Here is a 19,564-nt window from a genome sequence, read left to right as displayed (position 1 = left end):
ACCTAGCAAATGATCGAATACTCCACGCACCATCAAGGTGCGGCGCAATGTTGCCGTCACAACCTGTCGCCCCATTAGGTGGCGCTGGAGCGGCGAACGCCTCGCGATGCAGGCAGAAAGCCTGCACCACCCGCTCCGCGCCGGACGCGGCCATCTGTCCGCCACATTGCGTGACCGCTCGGTCAAGTGCAATCGCTTTCGCACGCAGGCGACGGCATGACCTGCCCCCGGCTGAAGCGCCCCCTCACTGCCTGGAGGCGAGAAACTCGGCAACGACCTGCACGGCCGTGTCGAGGTGCTGCTCATGAGTGTAGCCCGACGCCTTCAGCGGCTTGAGGTCGTGGTCGGCGGCGGCCAGCCAGTGCAGGTCGATGGCCGTGGACAAGGCGTAGGCGGCGACCGCCTCACGATTACCCAGCGCATCGCGTTCGCCCTGGACGATCAGCGTCGGCGTGCGCAGCTCGGCCAGGTGGGCGACACGGGGCTTTTCCGGTTTTCCGGCGGCATAGAAAGGGTAGCCCAGGCAAACCAGGGCAGCCGCCCCCAGTTCGTCTGCCAGCAGACTGGCCATGCGCCCGCCCATGGACTTGCCGCCGATGGCCAGGGGCCCTGCGACGCGTTGGCGCACCTGGGCATGGACGTCACGCCATTGCTGCAGCAGTTGCGCCTGGGGATTGGGGGGGCGCTTGCGTCCATCCACACGGCGCTGGGCCATGTAGGCGAACTCGAAGCGCACCACGCGCACGCCGCGCGCGGCGAGCCCCTGCGCCATGCGCTGCATGAACGGACTGTCCATCGCTGCGCCTGCCCCGTGCGCCAGGATCAGAGTGGCCGTTGCCGCCTGCGGCGGTTCGTCCCACAGCCAGGGCTGCCCCTGCTCACATTGATCGGCGTCAATAAACCCAGATGGCCCTTTGCTCATGCTTGCCTCGCGTCGATATCCGTGGTGTTCATGGCCTGCTCATGCCTAGGGGTGCCACGGATGTCGGCCGCTCTGCCATAACCGTGGATGGAAGCCCAGACATGAACACAACAACCCGTTCCGCCTACAACTACAGGGTGGTTCGCCAGTTCGCCATTATGACGGTGGTTTGGGGCATCGTCGGCATGGGACTCGGCGTATTCATCGCCGCCCAGCTGGCCTGGCCCGAACTGAACTTCAACCTACCCTGGACCAGCTTCGGCCGGCTCCGCCCACTGCACACCAATGCGGTGATCTTCGCCTTCGGTGGCTGCGCACTGTTCGCCACCAGTTACTACGCGGTGCAACGCACCAGCCAAACCACGCTGTTCGCACCCAAGCTGGCTGCCTTCACCTTCTGGGGCTGGCAACTGGTGATCGTGCTCGCCGCGATCAGCCTGCCGCTGGGCTGGACCAGCTCCAAGGAATACGCCGAGCTCGAGTGGCCGATCGATATCCTCATCACCATCGTGTGGGTGTCCTACGCCATCGTCTTCTTCGGCACCGTCATGCAACGCAAGGTCAGCCACATCTACGTGGGCAACTGGTTCTTCGGCGGTTTCATTCTCACCGTGGCGATCCTCCACCTGGTCAACAACATGGAGATTCCGGTCACCCTGACCAAGTCCTACTCGCTGTACGCGGGTGCGACCGATGCGATGATCCAGTGGTGGTACGGCCACAACGCCGTGGGCTTCTTCCTGACCGCCGGCTTCCTGGGGATGATGTACTACTTCGTGCCCAAGCAGGCAGGTCGTCCGGTCTATTCCTACCGCCTGTCCATCGTCCACTTCTGGGCGCTGATCGCGGTCTACATCTGGGCCGGTCCGCACCACCTGCACTACACCGCGCTACCGGACTGGGCCCAGTCCCTCGGCATGGTGATGTCGCTGATTCTCCTGGCACCGAGCTGGGGCGGCATGATCAACGGCATGATGACCCTCTCCGGCGCCTGGCATAAGCTGCGCACCGATCCGATCCTGCGCTTCCTGGTGGTGTCCCTGGCCTTCTACGGCATGTCCACCTTCGAAGGCCCGATGATGGCCATCAAGACCGTCAACGCCCTGTCCCACTACACCGACTGGACCATCGGCCACGTGCACGCCGGTGCCCTCGGCTGGGTCGCCATGGTGTCGATCGGCTCGCTGTATCACCTGATTCCCAAGGTCTTCGGTCGCGAGCAGATGCACAGCATCGGCCTGATCAACGGCCACTTCTGGCTGGCCACCATCGGCACCGTGCTGTACATCGCCTCGATGTGGGTCAACGGCATCACTCAGGGCCTGATGTGGCGTGCAGTCAACGAAGACGGCACCCTCACCTACTCCTTCGTCGAAGCGCTGGAAGCCAGCCATGTCGGCTTCGTGGTGCGGGTGATCGGTGGCGCCATCTTCTTCAGCGGCATGCTGCTGATGGCCTGGAACGTCTGGCTGACCGTGCGTAGCGCCGAGTCGACCGAGATGGAAGCCGCTGCGCAGTTCTCGGTAGAAGGAGCCCACTGATGAAACACGAGATTCTCGAGAAGAACATCGGCCTGATGGCGCTGGTGATGATCCTGGCGGTCAGCATCGGTGGTCTGACCCAGATCGTTCCCCTGTTCTTCCAGGACGTCACCAACGAGCCGGTCGAAGGCCTCAAGCCTTACAACGCCCTGCAGCTCGAAGGTCGCGACATCTACATCCGCGAGGGCTGCGTCGGCTGCCACTCGCAGATGATCCGCCCGTTCCGCGCCGAGACCGAGCGCTACGGCCACTACTCCGTCGCCGGCGAAAGCGTCTGGGACCACCCCTTCCTGTGGGGCTCCAAGCGTACCGGTCCGGACCTGGCCCGCGTCGGCGGCCGCTACTCGGACGAGTGGCATCGCGCCCACCTGTACAACCCGCGCAACGTCGTGCCCGAGTCGAAGATGCCGGCCTACCCCTGGCTGGTGGAAAGCACCCTCGACGGCCAGGACACCGCCAAGAAGATGAGTGCCCTGCGCACCCTTGGCGTGCCCTACAGCGACGAGGACATCGCCGGGGCCGGTGATGCGGTCAAGGGCAAGAGCGAGATGGACGCGCTGGTCGCCTACCTCCAGGTGCTTGGCACCGCCGTGAAGAACAAGAGGTAAGCGCCATGTTGGAATTCATCGATGTGGGCACGCTGCGCGGGCTGGGTACCGCGCTGGTACTGATCGCCTTCACCGCAGTCACCTTCTGGGCCTATAGCGGCGAACGCCGCGACGAGTTCAACGCAGCGGCCAACCTGCCGTTCGCCGACGACAAGCCCGATGTCTGGAGTAACGAAGCATGACCGCCTTCTGGAGCCTATACATCACCCTGCTCACCGTGGGCACGCTGATCGCGCTGTTCTGGCTGATCTTCGCCACCCGCAAGAGCGAAGTGCACAAGAACCCGACCGAGCAGACCATGGGTCATGCCTTCGATGGCATCGAGGAGTATGACAACCCGCTGCCCAAGTGGTGGTTCATGCTGTTCCTCGGCACCCTGGTGTTCGGCGCGGCCTACCTGCTGCTCTACCCGGGCCTGGGCAACTTCAAGGGCCTGCTGCCGGGTTACAAGGACGGCTGGACCCAGGTCAACCAGTGGCAACGCGAGATGGATCGTGCCGATGAGCTGTACGGGCCGATCTTCGCCAAGTTCGCCGCCATGCCCATCGAGGACGTGGCCAAGGACGAGCAAGCCCTGAAGATGGGTGGCCGCCTGTTCGCCTCCAACTGCTCGGTGTGCCACGGTTCCGACGCCAAGGGCAGCTACGGCTTCCCCAACCTGGCCGACGACAGCTGGCGCTGGGGCGGCGAGCCGGAGACCATCAAGACCACCATCCTCAAGGGGCGTCACGGCATGATGCCGCCGCAGGGTGCGGTGATCGGCGAAGACGGCGTGCGCAACGCTGCCGCCTACGTCCTGACCCAGCTGGCGGGTCGCGAACTGCCGGAAGGTGAAGTCGCCGACGTCGCAGCAGGCGAGAAGATCTTCTCCACCACCTGCTTCGCCTGCCACGGCGCCAGCGGCACGGGCACCCCTGCCCTGGGTGCACCGGACCTGACCCGTCCGAGCGCATTCATCTACGGCAGCAGCTTCGCCCAGTTGCAGCAGACCATCCGCTATGGTCGCAGTGGCAACATGCCGCCTCAGGAAGATTTCCTGGGTAACGACAAGGCCCACCTGCTGGCGGCCTATGTGCTGAAACTGAGCCAGGGCAAGAACGAGTAACTCCCGCTTTGCCGGCGATCATCCCCTGGTCGCCGGCCCCTCCCCGCACCTGTGCGACCCAGTGTCGCACCTGCCGACCAATAGCCCTGCAATTTTCTTGATCTGGGCTAAGCTGCCTTTCAGTCGCCATCTGACACAACTCCAAGGCGATCCCTTCTTAGCGCTGCGCAAACTGGTTGCGCCAAAGCTGCCAGAGCTGTCTCCGGGGCCTGCCCGCAGTCCCCTTGAAAGGCTCTGAAACCCCGTTCGTGTCGGCATGTTGCGTTGCAATGGCTACCTGCTTTCTCCATACTTGCCGCCGATTTTTGCCCCATAAAACTCCATTAACCGTGGAACCCCTAGCATGAGCACAGCAATCAGTCAGACTGCTTATAACTATAAGGTGGTCCGCCAGTTCGCCATTATGACGGTGATCTGGGGGGTCATTGGGATGGGTCTAGGCGTGTTCATCGCCGCACAACTCGTGTGGCCAGAACTCAACCTGGGCCTGCCGTGGACCAGCTTCGGCCGTCTGCGTCCCTTGCATACCAACGCGGTGATCTTCGCTTTCGGCGGATGCGCCCTCTTCGCGACCTCGTACTACGTGGTCCAGCGCACCTGTCAAACGCGTCTGGTCTCCGACGGTCTGGCTGCCTTCACCTTCTGGGGTTGGCAAGCGGTCATCGTCCTGGCGGTGATCACCCTGCCCATGGGCTACACCAGCTCCAAGGAATACGCCGAGCTCGAGTGGCCGATCGACATCCTCCTGGGTGTGGTCTGGGTCACCTACCTGCTGGTGTTCTTCGGCACCATCATGAAGCGCAAGACCAAGCACATCTATGTGGGCAACTGGTTCTTCGGCGCCTTCATCCTGGTCACCGCGATGCTGCACATCGTCAACAGCATGGAAGTACCGGTCACTCTGACCAAGTCCTACTCCATGTATGCCGGTGCCACCGACGCCATGATCCAGTGGTGGTACGGTCACAACGCCGTGGGCTTCTTCCTGACCACCGGCTTCCTGGGCATGATGTACTACTTCGTACCCAAGCAGGCCGAGCGTCCGATCTACTCCTATCGCCTGTCCATCGTGCACTTCTGGGCGCTGATCACCCTGTACATCTGGGCCGGCCCGCACCACCTGCACTACACCGCACTGCCGGACTGGGCCCAGTCCCTCGGCATGGCGATGTCCGTGATCCTGCTGGCGCCGAGCTGGGGTGGCATGATCAACGGCATGATGAGCCTGTCCGGCGCCTGGCATAAGCTGCGCACCGACCCGATCCTGCGCTTCCTGGTGGTCTCCCTCGCCTTCTACGGCATGTCCACCTTCGAAGGCCCGATGATGGCCATCAAGACCGTCAACGCCCTGTCCCACTACACCGACTGGACCATCGGCCACGTGCACGCTGGCGCCCTCGGCTGGGTAGCGATGATCTCCATCGGTTCGCTGTATCACCTGATTCCGAAGGTGTTCGGTCGCGAGCAGATGCACAGCATCGGCCTGATCAACGCGCACTTCTGGCTGGCCACCATCGGCACCGTGCTGTACATCGCCTCGATGTGGGTCAACGGCATCACCCAGGGTCTGATGTGGCGCGCGGTCAACGAAGACGGCACCCTCACCTACTCCTTCGTCGAAGCGCTGGAAGCCAGCCATGCGGGCTATGTAGTGCGCATGATCGGTGGTGCCTTCTTCGTCACCGGCATGCTGCTGATGGCCTACAACACCTACCGCACCGTGCGTGCCGCCAAGCCGGCTGAATACGATGCGGCTGCGCAGATTCCCGCCGGAGTAGCTCACTGATGAAACACGAAATCATCGAGAAGAATATCGGCCTGATGGCGCTGCTGATGGTGATTGCCGTCAGCATCGGTGGCCTGACCCAGATCGTCCCGCTGTTCTTCCAGGACGTCACCAACGAGCCGGTCGAAGGCCTCAAGCCCTACACCGCGCTGGAGCTGGAAGGCCGCGACATCTACATCGCCAACGGTTGCGTTGGCTGCCACTCGCAGATGATCCGTCCGTTCCGCGCCGAGACCGAGCGCTACGGCCACTACTCCGTCGCCGGTGAAAGCGTCTGGGACCACCCCTTCCTGTGGGGCTCCAAGCGTACCGGTCCGGACCTGGCCCGCGTCGGCGGCCGCTACTCGGACGAGTGGCACCGCGCCCACCTGTACAACCCGCGCAACGTAGTGCCTGAGTCGAAGATGCCGGCCTACCCCTGGCTGGTCGAGAACAAGCTCGATGGCAAGGACACCGCGAAGAAGATGGAAGTCATGCGTGGCTTCGGCATCCCCTACACCGACGAAGATATCGCCGGTGCTCGCGATGCCGTGAAAGGCAAGACCGAAATGGACGCGCTGGTCGCGTACCTGCAGGTTCTCGGCACTTCCATCAAGAACAAACGGTAAGACGCCATGGATATCGGGACTATTCGCGGAATCGGCACGGCGGTGGTGTTCATCGCCTTCATCAGCGTGGTGCTCTGGGCCTACAGCAGCAAGCGCAAGTCGGGCTTCGACGAGGCCGCCAACCTGCCCTTCGCGGATGATCCCGAAACCAAGCGCGACCAAGACTCTTCCAGGAGCAATAACCAATGACCACGTTCTGGAGTTGGTACGTAACCATCCTCTCCCTGGGCACCATCTTCGCCCTGACCTGGCTGATCTTCGGCACCCGCAAGGGCCAGCGCCAGGAAGTGACCGACGAAACCGTCGGCCACAGCTTCGATGGCATCGAGGAGTATGACAACCCGCTGCCGAAGTGGTGGTTCATGCTGTTCGTCGCCACCATCATCTTCGCCCTCGGCTACCTGGCCCTCTACCCGGGCCTGGGCAACTGGAAAGGCCTGCTGCCGGGCTACGACTACGTCGACAGCGAGAGCAAGACCCCCTTCGCTGCCGGCGTACAGATCGCCGACGGCTCCATGCGTCACGCGGGCTGGACCGGCGTGCACCAGTGGGAGAAGGAAATGGCGCGCGCCGACGAGCAATACGGCCCGCTGTTCGCCAAGTACGCTGCCATGCCCATCGAGGAAGTGGCCAAGGACGAGCAAGCCCTGAAAATGGGTGGCCGTCTGTTCGCTTCCAACTGCTCGGTGTGCCACGGTTCCGATGCCAAGGGCAGCTACGGCTTCCCCAACCTGACCGACAACGAATGGCGCTGGGGCGGCGAGCCGGAAACCATCAAGACCACCATCCTCAAGGGTCGCGAAGGTGCCATGACGCCTCAGGGTCCGGTCATCGGCGAAGATGGCGTGCGCAACGTCGCCGCCTACGTCCTGACCCAGCTGGCGGGTCGTGAGCTGCCGGAAGGCACCGAAGCCGACATCGAAGCGGGCCAGAAGGTCTTCGCCGGTACCTGCTTCGCCTGCCACGGCGCCGACGGCAAGGGTACCCCTGCCCTGGGCGCCCCGAACCTGACCAACCCGGCAGCGTTCATCTACGGCAGCAGCTACGCGCAACTGCAGCAGACCATCCGCTACGGTCGTCACGGCAAGATGCCGGCCCAGGAAGAATTCCTCGGCAACGACAAGGTCCACCTGCTGGCCGCTTACGTTTACAGCCTGTCGCACAAGGCGCAGGAGCAGTAAGCGTAGAAGGACTCTTTTGACAAGGGTCAATGAACGCCCGGGTCGCGACTGCTGGTCGCACCCGGGCGTTGTCTTTCAGGCGTACCATATAGCCACCGTGAACTGACCCTGACCGGCACGCATCGGCCCGGGCTGCCAACCAACCGCCGTGGTATGCATTGATGAGCGAACAGATTCCCGTCCAGGACATCACCCCTCCTTCCGCCAAGAATGCCAGCGTCGATCTGTACGCCAGCCGCGAGAAGATCTACACCCGCGCATTCACCGGCCTGTTCCGCAACCTGCGTCGCGCAGGCGGAGCACTGCTGTTCATTCTGTTCTTCGGCACCGTCTGGCTGAACTGGGAAGGCCGTCAGGCCGTCTGGTGGAACCTGCCGGAGCGCAAGTTCCACATCTTCGGCGCCACCTACTGGCCACAGGACTTCATGCTGCTGTCCTGGCTGCTGATCATCTGCGCCTTCGGCCTGTTCTTCATCACCGTGTTCGCAGGCCGCGTCTGGTGCGGCTACACCTGCCCGCAGAGCGTGTTCACCTGGGTGTTCATGTGGGCCGAGAAGGTCACCGAGGGCGACCGCAACCAGCGCATGAAGCTGGACAAGCAGCAGATGAGCGGCCACAAGCTGGCACGCAAGGTGGCCAAGCACGGCATCTGGCTGGGCGTGTCCCTGCTCACCGCGATCACCTTCGTCGGCTACTTCACCCCCATCCGCGACCTGATTCCCGAGCTGCTGACGCTACAGGCCGGCGGCTGGGCGCTGTTCTGGGTCGGCTTCTTCACCCTGGCCACCTATGGCAACGCCGGCTACCTGCGCGAACAGGTATGTATCTACATGTGTCCCTACGCGCGCTTCCAGAGCGTGATGTTCGACCAGGACACCCTGATCGTCTCCTACGATCCGCGTCGCGGCGAGTCTCGCGGCCCGCGCAAGAAGGACGCCGACTACAAGGCCCAGGGCCTGGGCGACTGCATCGACTGCAAGATGTGCGTGCACGTCTGCCCCACCGGCATCGACATCCGTGACGGCCTGCAGATCGAGTGCATCGGTTGCGCCGCCTGCATCGACGCCTGCGACAGCATCATGGAGAAGATGAACTATCCCAAGGGGCTGATCAGCTACACCACTGAACACAACCTGTCAGGACGCAAGACCCACCTGCTGCGCCCGCGCCTGATCGGGTACGCTGTCGCGCTCGTCGCCATGATCGGCCTGTTCGCCTGGGCCGTGGCCAACCGCCCGCTGGTCGAGCTGGACGTGCTCAAGGACCGCGTGCTGTTCCGCGAGAACGAGCGCGGCCACATCGAGAACGTCTACACCCTGAAGATCATGAACAAGGCGCAGCACGACATGACCTACGTGATCACCGCCGACGGTCTCGACGGCCTGGTCTACGAAGGCAAGCGCGAGGTTCGCGCCCTGGCGGGCGAGGTCTACTCCTTCCCGGTGGAACTCTCCATCGCGCCGGAGAAGCTGCCTTCCAGCGCCAACAACATCGTCTTCCACGTACAATCCGCGGATGACCCCAGTATCAAGAACGACGCCGACAGCCGCTTCATCGGCCCAAGCGTCCGCTGACAACGGAAAGAGCATGACCGAACACGCACCATCGCCAGCAAAACCCTGGTACAAGCAGTTCTGGCCCTGGTTCATCATCGCCCTGCTGGGCTACTCCGTGGTGCAGGGCCTGGCCCTGCTCACGCTGGCCACGCGCAATCCACCCGGGCTGATTTCCGATGACTACTACGACGTCGGCAAGGGCATCAACCAATCGCTGGAGCGCGAGCAACTGGCCGAGCGCCTGCAACTCCACGGCGAGCTGGTGCTCGATGGCGCCACTGGCGTCGCGACCCTGGTGCTGGAGGGCAACAGCCGCCCGCAGCAGATCGTCCTCAACCTGATCTCGCCGACCCAGCCGGAGCGCGATCGTCGCGTCATTCTGCAGCCCGGCGCCGATGGCCAGTACCGTGGCCAGATGGTCGACCAGGTCAGCGGCCGGCGCTTCGTCGAACTGCTGGGCCAGGAAGGCAGCCAGAGCTGGCGCCTGTTCGAGGAAGAGAACATTGCCGACGGCAAGGCCATCATGATCGGTGACAATCCCTCCTACTGATCATGCCCGCCCCTACGCCCTGCTATCACTGCGGACTGCCGGTTCCCACCGGCAGTCATTTCCACGCCACGGTCCTCGGCCAGCCCCGTGACCTCTGCTGCCCCGGCTGCCAGGCCGTGGCGGAAGCCATCGTCGCCGGCGGCCTCGAGCACTACTACAGCCACCGCAGCGAAAACGCCGCCAACCCGCAGACCCTGCCCAAGGCCCTGCCCGACGAGCTGGCGCTGTACGACCGCAGCGACGTGCAACAGCCCTTCGTGCAGCACGAGGGCGAGCTGAGCGAAACCCAGCTGCTGATCGAAGGCATCAGTTGCGCCGCCTGCGGCTGGCTGATCGAGAAACACCTGCGTGGCGTGCCCGGCGTGGCCGAGGCGCACCTGAACCTGTCCAACCACCGCCTGCAGGTGCGCTGGCAGGACAGCCAGATCCCGCTCAGCCAGTTGCTCGCCGAGTTGCGCCGCATCGGTTATGCCGCTCACCCCTGGCACGCGGACGAGGCCGCCGAGCGGCTGGCGGCGGAGAACCGCAGGCGCATGCGCGAGCTGGGCGTGGCCGGCCTGCTGTGGATGCAGGTGATGATGGCGGCCATGGCCACCTGGCCGGAATTCAACGTCGACCTGACGCCCGAGCTGGACAAGATCCTGCGCTGGACCAGCCTGTTCCTCACCACGCCCATCGTCTTCTACTGCTGCGGGCAGTTCTTCCGCGGCGCCCTGCGCGACCTGCGTACCCGCCACCTGACCATGGACATCTCCGTCTCCCTGGCGATCGGCGGGGCCTACGTCGCGGGCATCTGGTCCACCGTCACCGGAGTCGGCGAGCTGTACTTCGACGCCGTGGGCATGTTCGCCCTGTTCCTCCTCGCCGGACGCTATCTGGAGCGGCGTGCGCGCGAGAGAACCGCTGCGGCGACCGCACAACTGGTCCAGTTGCTGCCTGCCTCCTGCCTGCGCCTGGCCGATGACGGCCAGAGCCAGCGCATCCTGCTCAGCGAACTGCAGATCGGCGAACGGGTGCTGGTGCAACCCGGCTCGCTGGTGCCTGCCGACGGGCGCATTCTCGCCGGCCAGTCCAGCGTCGACGAATCCCTGCTGACCGGCGAATACCTGCCGCAGGCGCGCGCTATCGGCGACAGCGTCACCGCCGGCACCCTGAACGTCGAAGGCCCGCTGACCGTGGAAGTCCAGGCCCTGGGCGATGCCACGCGGCTGTCCGCCATCGTCCGCCTGCTCGAACGTGCGCAGAGCGAGAAACCGCGCCTGGCGGAGATCGCCGATCGCGTTTCGCAGTGGTTTCTGCTGTTCATCCTGCTGGCCGCCGCCCTGGTCGGTTTCATCTGGTGGGAAATCGACTCCAGTCGCGCCTTCTGGGTCGTGCTCGCCCTGCTGGTCGCCACCTGCCCCTGCGCACTGGCCCTGGCCACACCGACGGCGCTGACCACCGCGACCGGCAGCCTGCACAAGCTGGGCATGCTGCTGACCCGTGGCCATGTCCTCGAAGGGCTCAACCATATCGACACGCTGGTGCTGGACAAGACCGGCACGCTCACCGAGGGACGCCTCACCCTGAGCGCCATCTATCCGCTGCGCGAACTGGATCAGGACAACTGCCTGGCGCTGGCCGCCGCCCTGGAAAACCGCTCCGAGCACCCCATCGCCCGCGCCTTCGGCCAGGCACCACGGGCCGCCGATGCGGTCGACAGCCATCCGGGCCTGGGCCTGCAGGGCAGCGTCGATGGCCGTCTGCTGCGCATCGGCGAGGCCCGCTTCGTCTGCGCGCTGAGCGGCCAGGAGGCACCGGTGATTGCCGGAGAGCACGGCCAGTGGTTGCTGCTGGGCGACGAACAGGGGCCACTGGCCTGGTTCGTCCTCGACGATCGCCTGCGCGACGACGCTCCCGAGCTGATCGCCGCCGCCCGCGAGCGTGGCTGGCACATCCACCTGCTGTCGGGCGACAGCTCGCCGATGGTCGCCGAGGTAGCGCACCAGCTCGGTATCGAGGACGCCCGTGGCGGCCTGACGCCGGACGCCAAGCTGGCAGTGCTCAAGCAGCTGCACGGCGAGGGACGCCGTGTGCTGATGCTCGGCGATGGCGTCAACGATGTGCCGGTCCTGGCGGCAGCCGATATCAGCGTGGCCATGGGCTCGGCCTCCGACCTGGCCAAGACCAGCGCCGATGCGGTCCTGCTGTCCAACCGTCTGGGCAGCCTGGTACAGGGTCTGGCCATGGCCAGGCGCACGCGACGGATCATCATCGAGAACCTGTGCTGGGCGACGCTGTACAATGGCATGGTCCTGCCCTTCGCCGCGCTCGGCTGGATCACCCCCATCTGGGCGGCGGTCGGCATGTCGTTCAGCTCACTGCTGGTCGTGCTCAATGCCCTGCGCCTGAGCCGCAGCCCGAACAGCTAGGCACGAACCGCGCTCGCCGGCGCTGTGCGTGCCTACCCATACGCCCCCACGGAGACCGCATGCCCGCGCTCTACATCCTGATCCCCGTCGCCATCGCCCTGGCCGCCTTCGCCATCTGGCTGTTCTTCTGGGCCGTGGACAGCGGCCAGTACGACGACCTCGACGGCCCCGCGCACAGCATTCTCTTCGATGACGAAGACCCGCTGCACAAGGCGGGCGTGAAACAGGCCGAAGAGCAGAGCAAGCAGGACAAGCCCGATGCTTGAGCTGGCGCCCCTGCTGGTGTCAGCCCTGATTCTCGGTCTGCTCGGCGGCGGCCATTGCCTGGGCATGTGCGGCGGCCTGATGGGCGCCCTGACCCTGGCCATCCCCCCCCAACAACGTGGTCGCCGCCTGCAGCTGCTGCTGGCCTACAACCTCGGGCGCATCCTCAGCTACAGCGCCGCCGGGCTGCTGCTCGGCCTGGCGGGCTGGGCCGTGCGCGGCAGCGCCGCCGAGGTCGTCATGCGCAGCCTGGCGGCCCTGCTGCTGATCGCCATGGGCCTGTACCTGGCCGGCTGGTGGAGCGGCCTGACCCGCATCGAGGCGCTCGGCCGTGGCCTGTGGCGGCATATCCAGCCGCTCACCCGCCGCTTCATGCCGGTCAGCAGCCTGCCGCGCGCGCTGGTGCTCGGCGGCCTGTGGGGCTGGCTGCCCTGCGGCCTGGTCTACAGCACCCTGCTGTGGGCCTCCAGCCAGGGCGATGCCCGCGTCAGCGCCCTGCTGATGCTGGCGTTCGGTCTCGGCACCTGGCCGGTCCTGCTGGCCACCGGCCTCGCCGCCGAACGCATCACCGCCCTGCTGCGCCAGCGCGGCATCCGCATGGCGGGTGGCCTGCTGGTGATCCTGTTCGGCCTCTGGACCCTGCCCGGTCCGCACCAGCACTGGCTGATGGGCCACTGAACCCTTCCCTGGCCCGGATGCTATCCGGGTCCGGCAGCGACAACCCACCGCACCCCGCCTGCCCTTGATTCAGATCAAGCCGCCCGCCCAGCTGCATCCCTAGACTGGCCGCACAGCCTGACCAGGATTATTTCCCATGCTCGAAGCCATCCAGTGGGACGCCGATCTGATCCGCCGCTACGATCTCGCCGGCCCACGCTACACCTCCTACCCGACTGCCGTGCAGTTCCACGACGACATCGGTCCGTTCGACCTGCTGCACGCCCTGCGTGACAGCCGCAAGGCCGGCCGCCCGCTGTCGCTGTACGTGCACATCCCGTTCTGCGCGCACATCTGCTACTACTGCGCCTGCAACAAGGTGATCACCAAGGACCGTGGCCGCGCCCTGCCCTACCTGGAGAAGCTCGAGCGCGAGATCGAGATGGTCAGCCGCTACATCGGCAAGGAGCAGGTCATCGAGCAGCTGCACTTCGGCGGCGGCACGCCCACCTTTCTCAACCACGACGAGCTGCGCCGGCTGATGCAGCACCTGCGTCAGCATTTCAACCTGCTGGATGACGATTCCGGCGACTACAGCATCGAGATCGACCCCCGCGAAGCGGACTGGTCGACCATGGGCCTGCTGCGCGAGCTGGGCTTCAATCGCGTCAGCCTGGGCGTGCAGGATCTCGACCCGGAGGTGCAGCGTGCGGTCAATCGCCTGCAGACGCTGGAAGAAACCCGCGCCATCATCGAGGCTGCGCGCACCCTGCAGTTCCGCTCGGTGAACATCGACCTGATCTACGGCCTGCCCAAGCAGACGCCGGAGCGCTTCGCCCGTACCGTTGCCGAGGTGATCGCCCTGCAACCGGACCGCCTCTCGGTGTTCAACTACGCCCACCTGCCCGAGCGCTTCATGCCGCAGCGGCGCATCAACAGCGAGGACCTGCCAGCGGCAGCCGACAAGCTGGCCATGCTCCAGGCCAGCATCGAGCAGCTGGCCAACGCGGGCTACCGCTACATCGGCATGGACCACTTCGCCCTGCCGGATGACGAACTGGCGATTGCCCAGGAAGAAGGCACCCTGCAGCGCAACTTCCAGGGCTACACCACCCACGGCCATTGCGACCTGATCGGCCTGGGCGTGTCGGCCATCAGCCAGGTCGGCGACCTCTACAGCCAGAACGACAGCGACATCGCCAGCTACCAGCAAAGCCTCGGCAACGGCCAGCTGGCCACCCGTCGCGGCCTGCATTGCAACGCCGACGACCGCCTGCGCCGCGCGGTGATCCAGCAGCTGATCTGTCATTTCGAACTGGATTTCCGCGGTATCGAGCACGCCTACGCCATCGACTTCCGCGACTATTTCGCTGCCCTCTGGCCAGACCTGCAGCGCCTGCATGACGACGGCCTGATCGAGCTGGGCGAACACAGCATCCGCGTGCGCCCTGCCGGACGCCTGCTGGTGCGCTCGCTGTGCATGCTGTTCGACCGCTACCTGAACGACCAGGTGCGCCAACGCTTCTCACGGGTGATCTGAAGCGCCGAGCGCCAGCGCTGCCCAGGCGCTGGCAGGCGAGTCAGGCCACGGACAGGCTCGCCACCGTCTGCATCTGCTGCTCGGTGAGGTTGCTCTCACGGATCAGCTTGATCAGATTGGCATTGGCCGAGGTCAGGGCGCCGTTGAGTGACGCCAGCTCACTTTGCAACCCTTCCAGTTGCTGGCGCTTCGCCTCCGGATCGAGGCTCTGATCGCTCATCAGCGCCTCGATCTGCGCCTGTTTCTCGGCGATCTGCGCGCGCAGCTCACGGATCATCTTCAGCAGGTCCTTGATCGCCCTGGGCAGGTCGCTGTCGTCGATGTCCTTGTTCTTCTCGGCGCTCGCCGACATGCTCTTGCCCAGGTTGGAAAGGCTCACGCGAAGCCCTTCGCGCACCTCCTCCGGGCTCCTTTCCACTGCGGTATTTTGTCGCTGAACGCCCTGGACGAGATTGCCCAGCGACCCGCCGATATCGATACGCATCACGCTGCTCCCTGCCTTGGACGATAGTGCTACAGTCTGCATCGGCCGCCGCGGAATAAACTTGAGCATCCGGTCAGGCCTCAGATAGCTAGCCCCTGCCTGCCCCGCTGCGGTACCCTTACGAGCATTGCGTGTATATCGGGAAGCCCAACGATGTCCGAGAGCATCAAGTTGCGTACGCAACATCAAGCCCATTGCAAGGATTGCAGCCTGGCTGCCCTGTGCCTGCCCATTTCGCTGAACATGGAGGACATGGACGCGCTGGACGACATCGTCAAGCGTGGCCGTCCGCTGAAGAAAGGCGAGTTCCTGTTCCGCCAGGGCGATGCCTTCGGCTCCGTTTTCGCGGTACGTTCCGGCGCCCTGAAGACCTTCGGCCTGAGCGATGGCGGCGAGGAGCAGATCACCGGCTTCCACCTGCCCAGTGAACTGGTCGGCCTGTCCGGCGTCGATGGCGAGCGCTACCCGGTCTCCGCCCAGGCCCTGGAAACCACCTCCGTGTGCGAGATTCCCTTCGAGCGCCTGGACGACCTGGCCCTGCAACTGCCACAACTGCGTCGCCAGCTGATGCGCATCATGAGCCGCGAGATTCGTGACGATCAGCAGATGATGCTGCTGCTCTCGAAGAAGACCGCCGACGAACGCATCGCGACGTTCCTGGTCAACCTCTCGGCCCGTTTCCGCGCACGCGGTTTCTCGGCCAACCAGTTCCGCCTGGCCATGTCGCGCAACGAAATTGGTAACTATTTGGGCCTTGCGGTCGAGACGGTGTCTCGCGTATTTACCCGCTTTCAGCAGAACAAGCTGCTCGAAGCCGAGGGCAAGGAAGTGCACATTCTCGATCCGATCGAGCTGTGCGCCCTGGCTGGCGGCAATCTAGACGTTTGAGTTCGCACGATTCTCGCGGGCTCAACGCATTCAGGACCCCACGATGATTTTCGACGAATTCAGCATCAAGACCCTGATCCGCCCGGTACCGGACTTTCCCAAGCCGGGCGTGATCTTCCGCGACATCACTCCGCTGTTCCAGTCACCACGCGCGCTGCGCCTGGTGGCCGACAGCTTCATCCAGCGCTACGTCGAAGCCGAGTTCAGCCATATCGGCGCCATGGATGCCCGTGGCTTCCTGATCGGCTCGATCATCGCCTACGAGCTGAACAAGCCGCTGGTACTGTTCCGCAAGCAGGGCAAGCTGCCGGCGGATGTCCTCAGCGAGGGCTACCAGACCGAGTACGGCGAAGCCTTCCTCGAAGTGCATGCCGACAGCCTCTGCGAGGGCGACTCGGTGCTGGTCTTCGATGACCTGATCGCCACTGGCGGTACCCTGATCGCCGCCGCCAACCTGGTGCGACGCATGGGCGCCGATGTGTTCGAGGCCGCCGCCATCATCGACCTGCCCGAGCTGGGCGGTTCGCAGAAACTCCAGGATGCCGGCATCGCCACCTTCACCCTGACCGCCTTCGCTCTCGACGACCATTGAGCCTCCGGACCCGCCCTCTCGCGGCGGGTCACGCTCGGGTACCCATCGACCCTTCTCGCTGAAATGACTATGCAAGCATTCGAACTCGACCAATCACCCGACTGGCGCAAGCGCCTGGGTGCCCGGATGGACAGCCTGATCACACAACGCGTGGTCACCCTGCTGATCATCATCAACGCCGCCATTCTCGGCCTGCAGACCTCGCCGGCGCTCATGGCGGACTGGGGTAAGCCGCTGCTGATCCTCGACAGCCTGATCCTCGCTTGCTTCGTGATCGAGCTGGCGCTGCGCTTCGCGGCCCACGGCGTCGCCCTGCTGCGCAATCCCTGGGCGGTATTCGACTGCGTGGTGGTGGCCATCGCCCTGGTGCCCGCCAGCGGCCCCTTCGCCGTATTGCGCGCCCTGCGCGTACTGCGGGTGCTGCGTCTGGTCTCGATCAACCCGAGCATGCGCAAGGTGGTGCAGGCCCTGCTCGCCTCGCTGCCCGGCATGGGCAGCATCGTCATGCTGATGGGGCTGGTGTTCTACGTCGCGGCGGTGATGGCCACGCAGCTGTTCGGCGCGAGCTTCCCTGAGTGGTTCGGTAACATCGGCGCCAGCCTGTACACCCTGTTCCAGGTGATGACCCTGGAAAGCTGGTCGATGGGCATCGTGCGCCCGATCATGGAACAGCACCCGCTGGCCTGGCTGTTCTTCGTGCCCTACATTCTCGTCGCCACCTTCATGATGCTCAACCTGTTCATCGCGGTGATCGTCAACGCCATGCAGAGCACGCACGAGCCGAGCGCCGAGGAGCTGGCCGCCGCCGCACGCGAACAGGCCATTCTCGACGAACTGCGCGCCCTGCGCAGTGAAGTGGCCGAACTGCGCCGCAACACGCCCTGATCCGCGCTTCGCGCGCCCGGCGTCTCGCGTCGGGTCGCGCCCCTCCCCAGGCAGCACACCCGCCTTAAGTTGGCGGCGCCAGGCGCCGCCACACCCGATAGTTACATCGTTCAATGACACAGTTGGCCTGTCGAGGTCCCGGCACCTCGACCCGAATGCTGTCACCCGGAGCCGCACGATAACCGGGAGCGCCAACTCCCCTTAAGAGGACACGAACGATGAGCGCCAGCGCCACCCTGCCCCAAACGAAATCCAGCTTCCCGGTTCGCCGCATGGATTTCAGCTTCAGCGAGACACCGAAATACTGGTTCTACGACGACCCCTTCATGAGCCAGTTCATGAACAACCTGTCGTCGCTGTTTCCCTACGGCGAGAAGTTCTTCGTCGACAGCGTACGGGCGGTCCGCGACCAGGTCAGCGAGCCGCAGCTGAAGAAGGACATCAGTGCCTTCATCGGCCAGGAGGCCATGCACTCCAAGGAGCACGCGGCGTACAACGACTACGCCAATGCCCACGATATCGACCTGGAGCGCCTGGAGCTGCGCATCAAGGTGCTGCTGGAATGGGTCACCCGCTTCAGCACCAAGAAGCATCGTCTGGCCGCCACCTGCGCCCTGGAACACTTCACCGCGACCATGGCCGAACAGCTGCTCAAGCGCGAAGACCTCACCACGCAGATGAACGATCCCAAGCTCTATCAGCTGTGGATGTGGCACGCGATCGAGGAGAACGAGCACAAGGCGGTCTGCTACGACGTCTACCAGAAGGTCTACGGCGGCTACTTCACCCGGACCCTGGTGATGCTGCTGACCACCGTGATCTTCTTCGGCGTGATCGGCTGGTTCCAGATCCACCTGCTGCGCAAGGATGGTCAGCTGTTCAACTGGCGCAGCTGGGGCTTCGGCCTGAAGAAGCTGTTCGGCCCGCGCAACGGTTTCTTCACCAAGCTGATCGGCCCTTACCTGGACTACTACCGGCCCGGCTTCCATCCGAAGGATCACGACACCGAGAAGCTGGAGAACCGCTGGCGCGAACGCCTCGGCTTCAACAGCTGATACCCCTGCAGGGCGGCCCAGGCCGCCCTTTTTCATGCAAGTGTGCAACTGCAGGAACGTCGTCAACCGCGAAAGGCATCGCGGCTTAAGCCGCTCCTACAACAGCCCTCCATGCCCTGCATATCTCACCGCCGCCGGCGTCCCTCAGCCCAGCCGCAGCTGCCCCATGCTCTGCAGCACGCTGGCGCCGGTGAACAGCATGACGATCTGCTCCTCGGCCAATGCACAGATCGCCTCGCGCCGATGCGGCTGGCCGATATAGTCCAGCGACTGCTCGAACAGACTGCGACTGATCAGCCCCGAGACCTGACGCACGGCCGCCGCACTGACGATCCCCGGCAGCAGCTTGAACTCGACGATGTCGGCGGCCATGTCGTCGGCGAAATCATCCATCACCCGGCGCAGGGCCTCGCGCAGCACCGGTGAGGCGCCATGCAGCTCGCGGACACCGATGATGAAGGCCTCCGGGTGCGCGGCAACGAAGTCGAAGAACAGCTGCACCGTCTCGTGACAGACGCGCCGCCCACGCCCCAGGTCGATCCCCAGCAGCCTGGGCAGTGCCGGCCCCTGCTCCTTGACCGCGCGCTGTGCCGCCTCGCGGCGCAGGTCACGCAACGGCTGGCGCAACAAGCGGGTGATCTCGCCGATCACGTTCAGGCCGAGATCGTCGACATCGCGAAAGTGCCGGTAGAAGGTATTGGGGTTGAGGCCCGCCTCGCGGGCCAGTTCGCGCAGTCCCAGGCTGCTGAGGCTGCGGCTGGTTGAGGTGAGGCGTAACGCCGCCTCCATCAGCAGGCGCTTGCCGGGCGCCTCGCTGGCCTTGTCACGCACCTGCGCTTCGTCGTCGTGCATCCCTTCCCCTATCTAAAGTTGGCTTGCTGGCCCGATGCCTTGCCGCCGAGTATACACATGTCTACCTTGGTATACAGAT

Annotated in this window: 21 protein-coding genes; 18 read left to right on the top strand and 3 right to left on the bottom strand. The window is 64.6% G+C overall.

The window, feature by feature from the left end:
• Window positions 1-244 precede the first annotated feature (244 nt).
• Window positions 245-922, bottom strand: coding sequence for an alpha/beta family hydrolase (locus tag FIV02_RS10415; RefSeq protein WP_256663116.1), 678 nt, complete (start codon window positions 920-922; stop codon window positions 245-247).
• Between the two features lie 101 nt (window positions 923-1,023).
• On the opposite strand from FIV02_RS10415, the gene ccoN (FIV02_RS10410) reads away from it, so the two are divergent.
• The 14 genes from ccoN (FIV02_RS10410) (at window position 1,024) to hemN (ending at window position 14,729) form a co-directional block, all read left to right on the top strand.
• On the top strand, window positions 1,024-2,463 hold the full coding sequence (gene ccoN / locus FIV02_RS10410; protein ID WP_152488562.1) for a cytochrome-c oxidase, cbb3-type subunit I: 1,440 nt from the start codon (window positions 1,024-1,026) through the stop codon (window positions 2,461-2,463).
• The gene (ccoO, locus tag FIV02_RS10405) at window positions 2,463-3,071 is read left to right on the top strand and encodes a cytochrome-c oxidase, cbb3-type subunit II (protein ID WP_134675983.1); all 609 of its coding nucleotides are present in this window, start codon (window positions 2,463-2,465) and stop codon (window positions 3,069-3,071) included. Before ccoN (FIV02_RS10410) ends, ccoO (FIV02_RS10405) begins: the two co-directional genes overlap by 1 nt.
• A gap of 5 nt (window positions 3,072-3,076) precedes the next feature.
• Window positions 3,077-3,253, top strand: a complete 177-nt coding sequence (locus FIV02_RS10400) for a CcoQ/FixQ family Cbb3-type cytochrome c oxidase assembly chaperone (RefSeq protein WP_037057539.1) — start codon at window positions 3,077-3,079, stop codon at window positions 3,251-3,253.
• Complete coding sequence (gene ccoP / locus FIV02_RS10395; RefSeq protein ID WP_047589881.1) at window positions 3,250-4,176, top strand: cytochrome-c oxidase, cbb3-type subunit III; 927 nt, start codon at window positions 3,250-3,252, stop codon at window positions 4,174-4,176. The genes FIV02_RS10400 and ccoP (FIV02_RS10395) overlap by 4 nt, the downstream gene beginning before the upstream one ends.
• Window positions 4,177-4,519: 343 nt before the next feature.
• Window positions 4,520-5,962: a cytochrome-c oxidase, cbb3-type subunit I gene (gene ccoN, locus FIV02_RS10390; RefSeq protein WP_134675984.1), complete on the top strand. Its 1,443-nt coding sequence runs from the start codon at window positions 4,520-4,522 to the stop codon at window positions 5,960-5,962.
• Window positions 5,962-6,570, top strand: coding sequence for a cytochrome-c oxidase, cbb3-type subunit II (gene ccoO / locus FIV02_RS10385; RefSeq protein ID WP_134675985.1), 609 nt, complete (start codon window positions 5,962-5,964; stop codon window positions 6,568-6,570). The genes ccoN (FIV02_RS10390) and ccoO (FIV02_RS10385) overlap by 1 nt, the downstream gene beginning before the upstream one ends.
• 6 nt (window positions 6,571-6,576) lie before the next feature.
• Window positions 6,577-6,759 carry a CcoQ/FixQ family Cbb3-type cytochrome c oxidase assembly chaperone gene (locus FIV02_RS10380; RefSeq protein WP_037057020.1) on the top strand — a complete coding sequence of 61 codons (183 nt, stop codon included), beginning with the start codon at window positions 6,577-6,579 and terminating at the stop codon, window positions 6,757-6,759.
• Window positions 6,756-7,751, top strand: coding sequence for a cytochrome-c oxidase, cbb3-type subunit III (ccoP, locus tag FIV02_RS10375; protein ID WP_037057022.1), 996 nt, complete (start codon window positions 6,756-6,758; stop codon window positions 7,749-7,751). Before FIV02_RS10380 ends, ccoP (FIV02_RS10375) begins: the two co-directional genes overlap by 4 nt.
• Window positions 7,752-7,912: 161 nt before the next feature.
• Window positions 7,913-9,325 carry a cytochrome c oxidase accessory protein CcoG gene (gene ccoG, locus FIV02_RS10370; RefSeq protein ID WP_037057029.1) on the top strand — a complete coding sequence of 471 codons (1,413 nt, stop codon included), beginning with the start codon at window positions 7,913-7,915 and terminating at the stop codon, window positions 9,323-9,325.
• Between the two features lie 13 nt (window positions 9,326-9,338).
• Window positions 9,339-9,857 carry a FixH family protein gene (locus FIV02_RS10365; protein ID WP_037057032.1) on the top strand — a complete coding sequence of 173 codons (519 nt, stop codon included), beginning with the start codon at window positions 9,339-9,341 and terminating at the stop codon, window positions 9,855-9,857.
• A 2-nt stretch (window positions 9,858-9,859) separates the two neighbouring features.
• The gene (locus FIV02_RS10360; protein WP_152488561.1) at window positions 9,860-12,268 is read left to right on the top strand and encodes a heavy metal translocating P-type ATPase; all 2,409 of its coding nucleotides are present in this window, start codon (window positions 9,860-9,862) and stop codon (window positions 12,266-12,268) included.
• Between the two features lie 59 nt (window positions 12,269-12,327).
• Window positions 12,328-12,534, top strand: coding sequence for a cbb3-type cytochrome oxidase assembly protein CcoS (ccoS, locus tag FIV02_RS10355; RefSeq protein ID WP_152488560.1), 207 nt, complete (start codon window positions 12,328-12,330; stop codon window positions 12,532-12,534).
• Window positions 12,527-13,210 (top strand): sulfite exporter TauE/SafE family protein, encoded by a 684-nt coding sequence (locus FIV02_RS10350; protein WP_150609355.1) that lies wholly within the window; start codon window positions 12,527-12,529, stop codon window positions 13,208-13,210. Before ccoS ends, FIV02_RS10350 begins: the two co-directional genes overlap by 8 nt.
• Before the next feature lie 136 nt (window positions 13,211-13,346).
• Window positions 13,347-14,729: an oxygen-independent coproporphyrinogen III oxidase gene (gene hemN, locus FIV02_RS10345; RefSeq protein ID WP_152488559.1), complete on the top strand. Its 1,383-nt coding sequence runs from the start codon at window positions 13,347-13,349 to the stop codon at window positions 14,727-14,729.
• A gap of 40 nt (window positions 14,730-14,769) precedes the next feature.
• Here hemN and FIV02_RS10340 read toward each other — a convergent pair whose 3' ends face one another.
• Window positions 14,770-15,213, bottom strand: coding sequence for a DUF1931 family protein (locus FIV02_RS10340; protein ID WP_047587450.1), 444 nt, complete (start codon window positions 15,211-15,213; stop codon window positions 14,770-14,772).
• 153 nt (window positions 15,214-15,366) lie between these two features.
• Here FIV02_RS10340 and fnr point away from each other — a divergent pair, with 153 nt between their 5' ends.
• From fnr to FIV02_RS10320, 4 genes are all read left to right on the top strand, one after another.
• On the top strand, window positions 15,367-16,101 hold the full coding sequence (fnr, locus tag FIV02_RS10335; RefSeq protein WP_037057050.1) for a fumarate/nitrate reduction transcriptional regulator Fnr: 735 nt from the start codon (window positions 15,367-15,369) through the stop codon (window positions 16,099-16,101).
• Between the two features lie 43 nt (window positions 16,102-16,144).
• Window positions 16,145-16,693, top strand: a complete 549-nt coding sequence (locus FIV02_RS10330; RefSeq protein WP_037057052.1) for an adenine phosphoribosyltransferase — start codon at window positions 16,145-16,147, stop codon at window positions 16,691-16,693.
• A gap of 69 nt (window positions 16,694-16,762) precedes the next feature.
• Window positions 16,763-17,578 carry an ion transporter gene (locus FIV02_RS10325; protein ID WP_152488558.1) on the top strand — a complete coding sequence of 272 codons (816 nt, stop codon included), beginning with the start codon at window positions 16,763-16,765 and terminating at the stop codon, window positions 17,576-17,578.
• 218 nt (window positions 17,579-17,796) lie between these two features.
• A complete protein-coding gene (locus FIV02_RS10320; protein WP_134675987.1) occupies window positions 17,797-18,633 on the top strand; it encodes a metal-dependent hydrolase in 837 nt (278 codons plus the stop codon).
• A gap of 144 nt (window positions 18,634-18,777) precedes the next feature.
• Here FIV02_RS10320 and FIV02_RS10315 read toward each other — a convergent pair whose 3' ends face one another.
• Entirely contained in the window at window positions 18,778-19,485 is a 708-nt protein-coding gene (locus FIV02_RS10315; protein ID WP_047587452.1) for a TetR family transcriptional regulator, read from the bottom strand.
• Between the last annotated feature and the right edge of the window lie 79 nt (window positions 19,486-19,564).

Source organism: Pseudomonas sp. THAF187a (assembly GCF_009363395.1).
Classification (GTDB): Bacteria; Pseudomonadota; Gammaproteobacteria; order Pseudomonadales; family Pseudomonadaceae; genus Aquipseudomonas; species Aquipseudomonas khazarica.
This window is presented reverse-complemented; position numbering and strand designations above follow the sequence as displayed.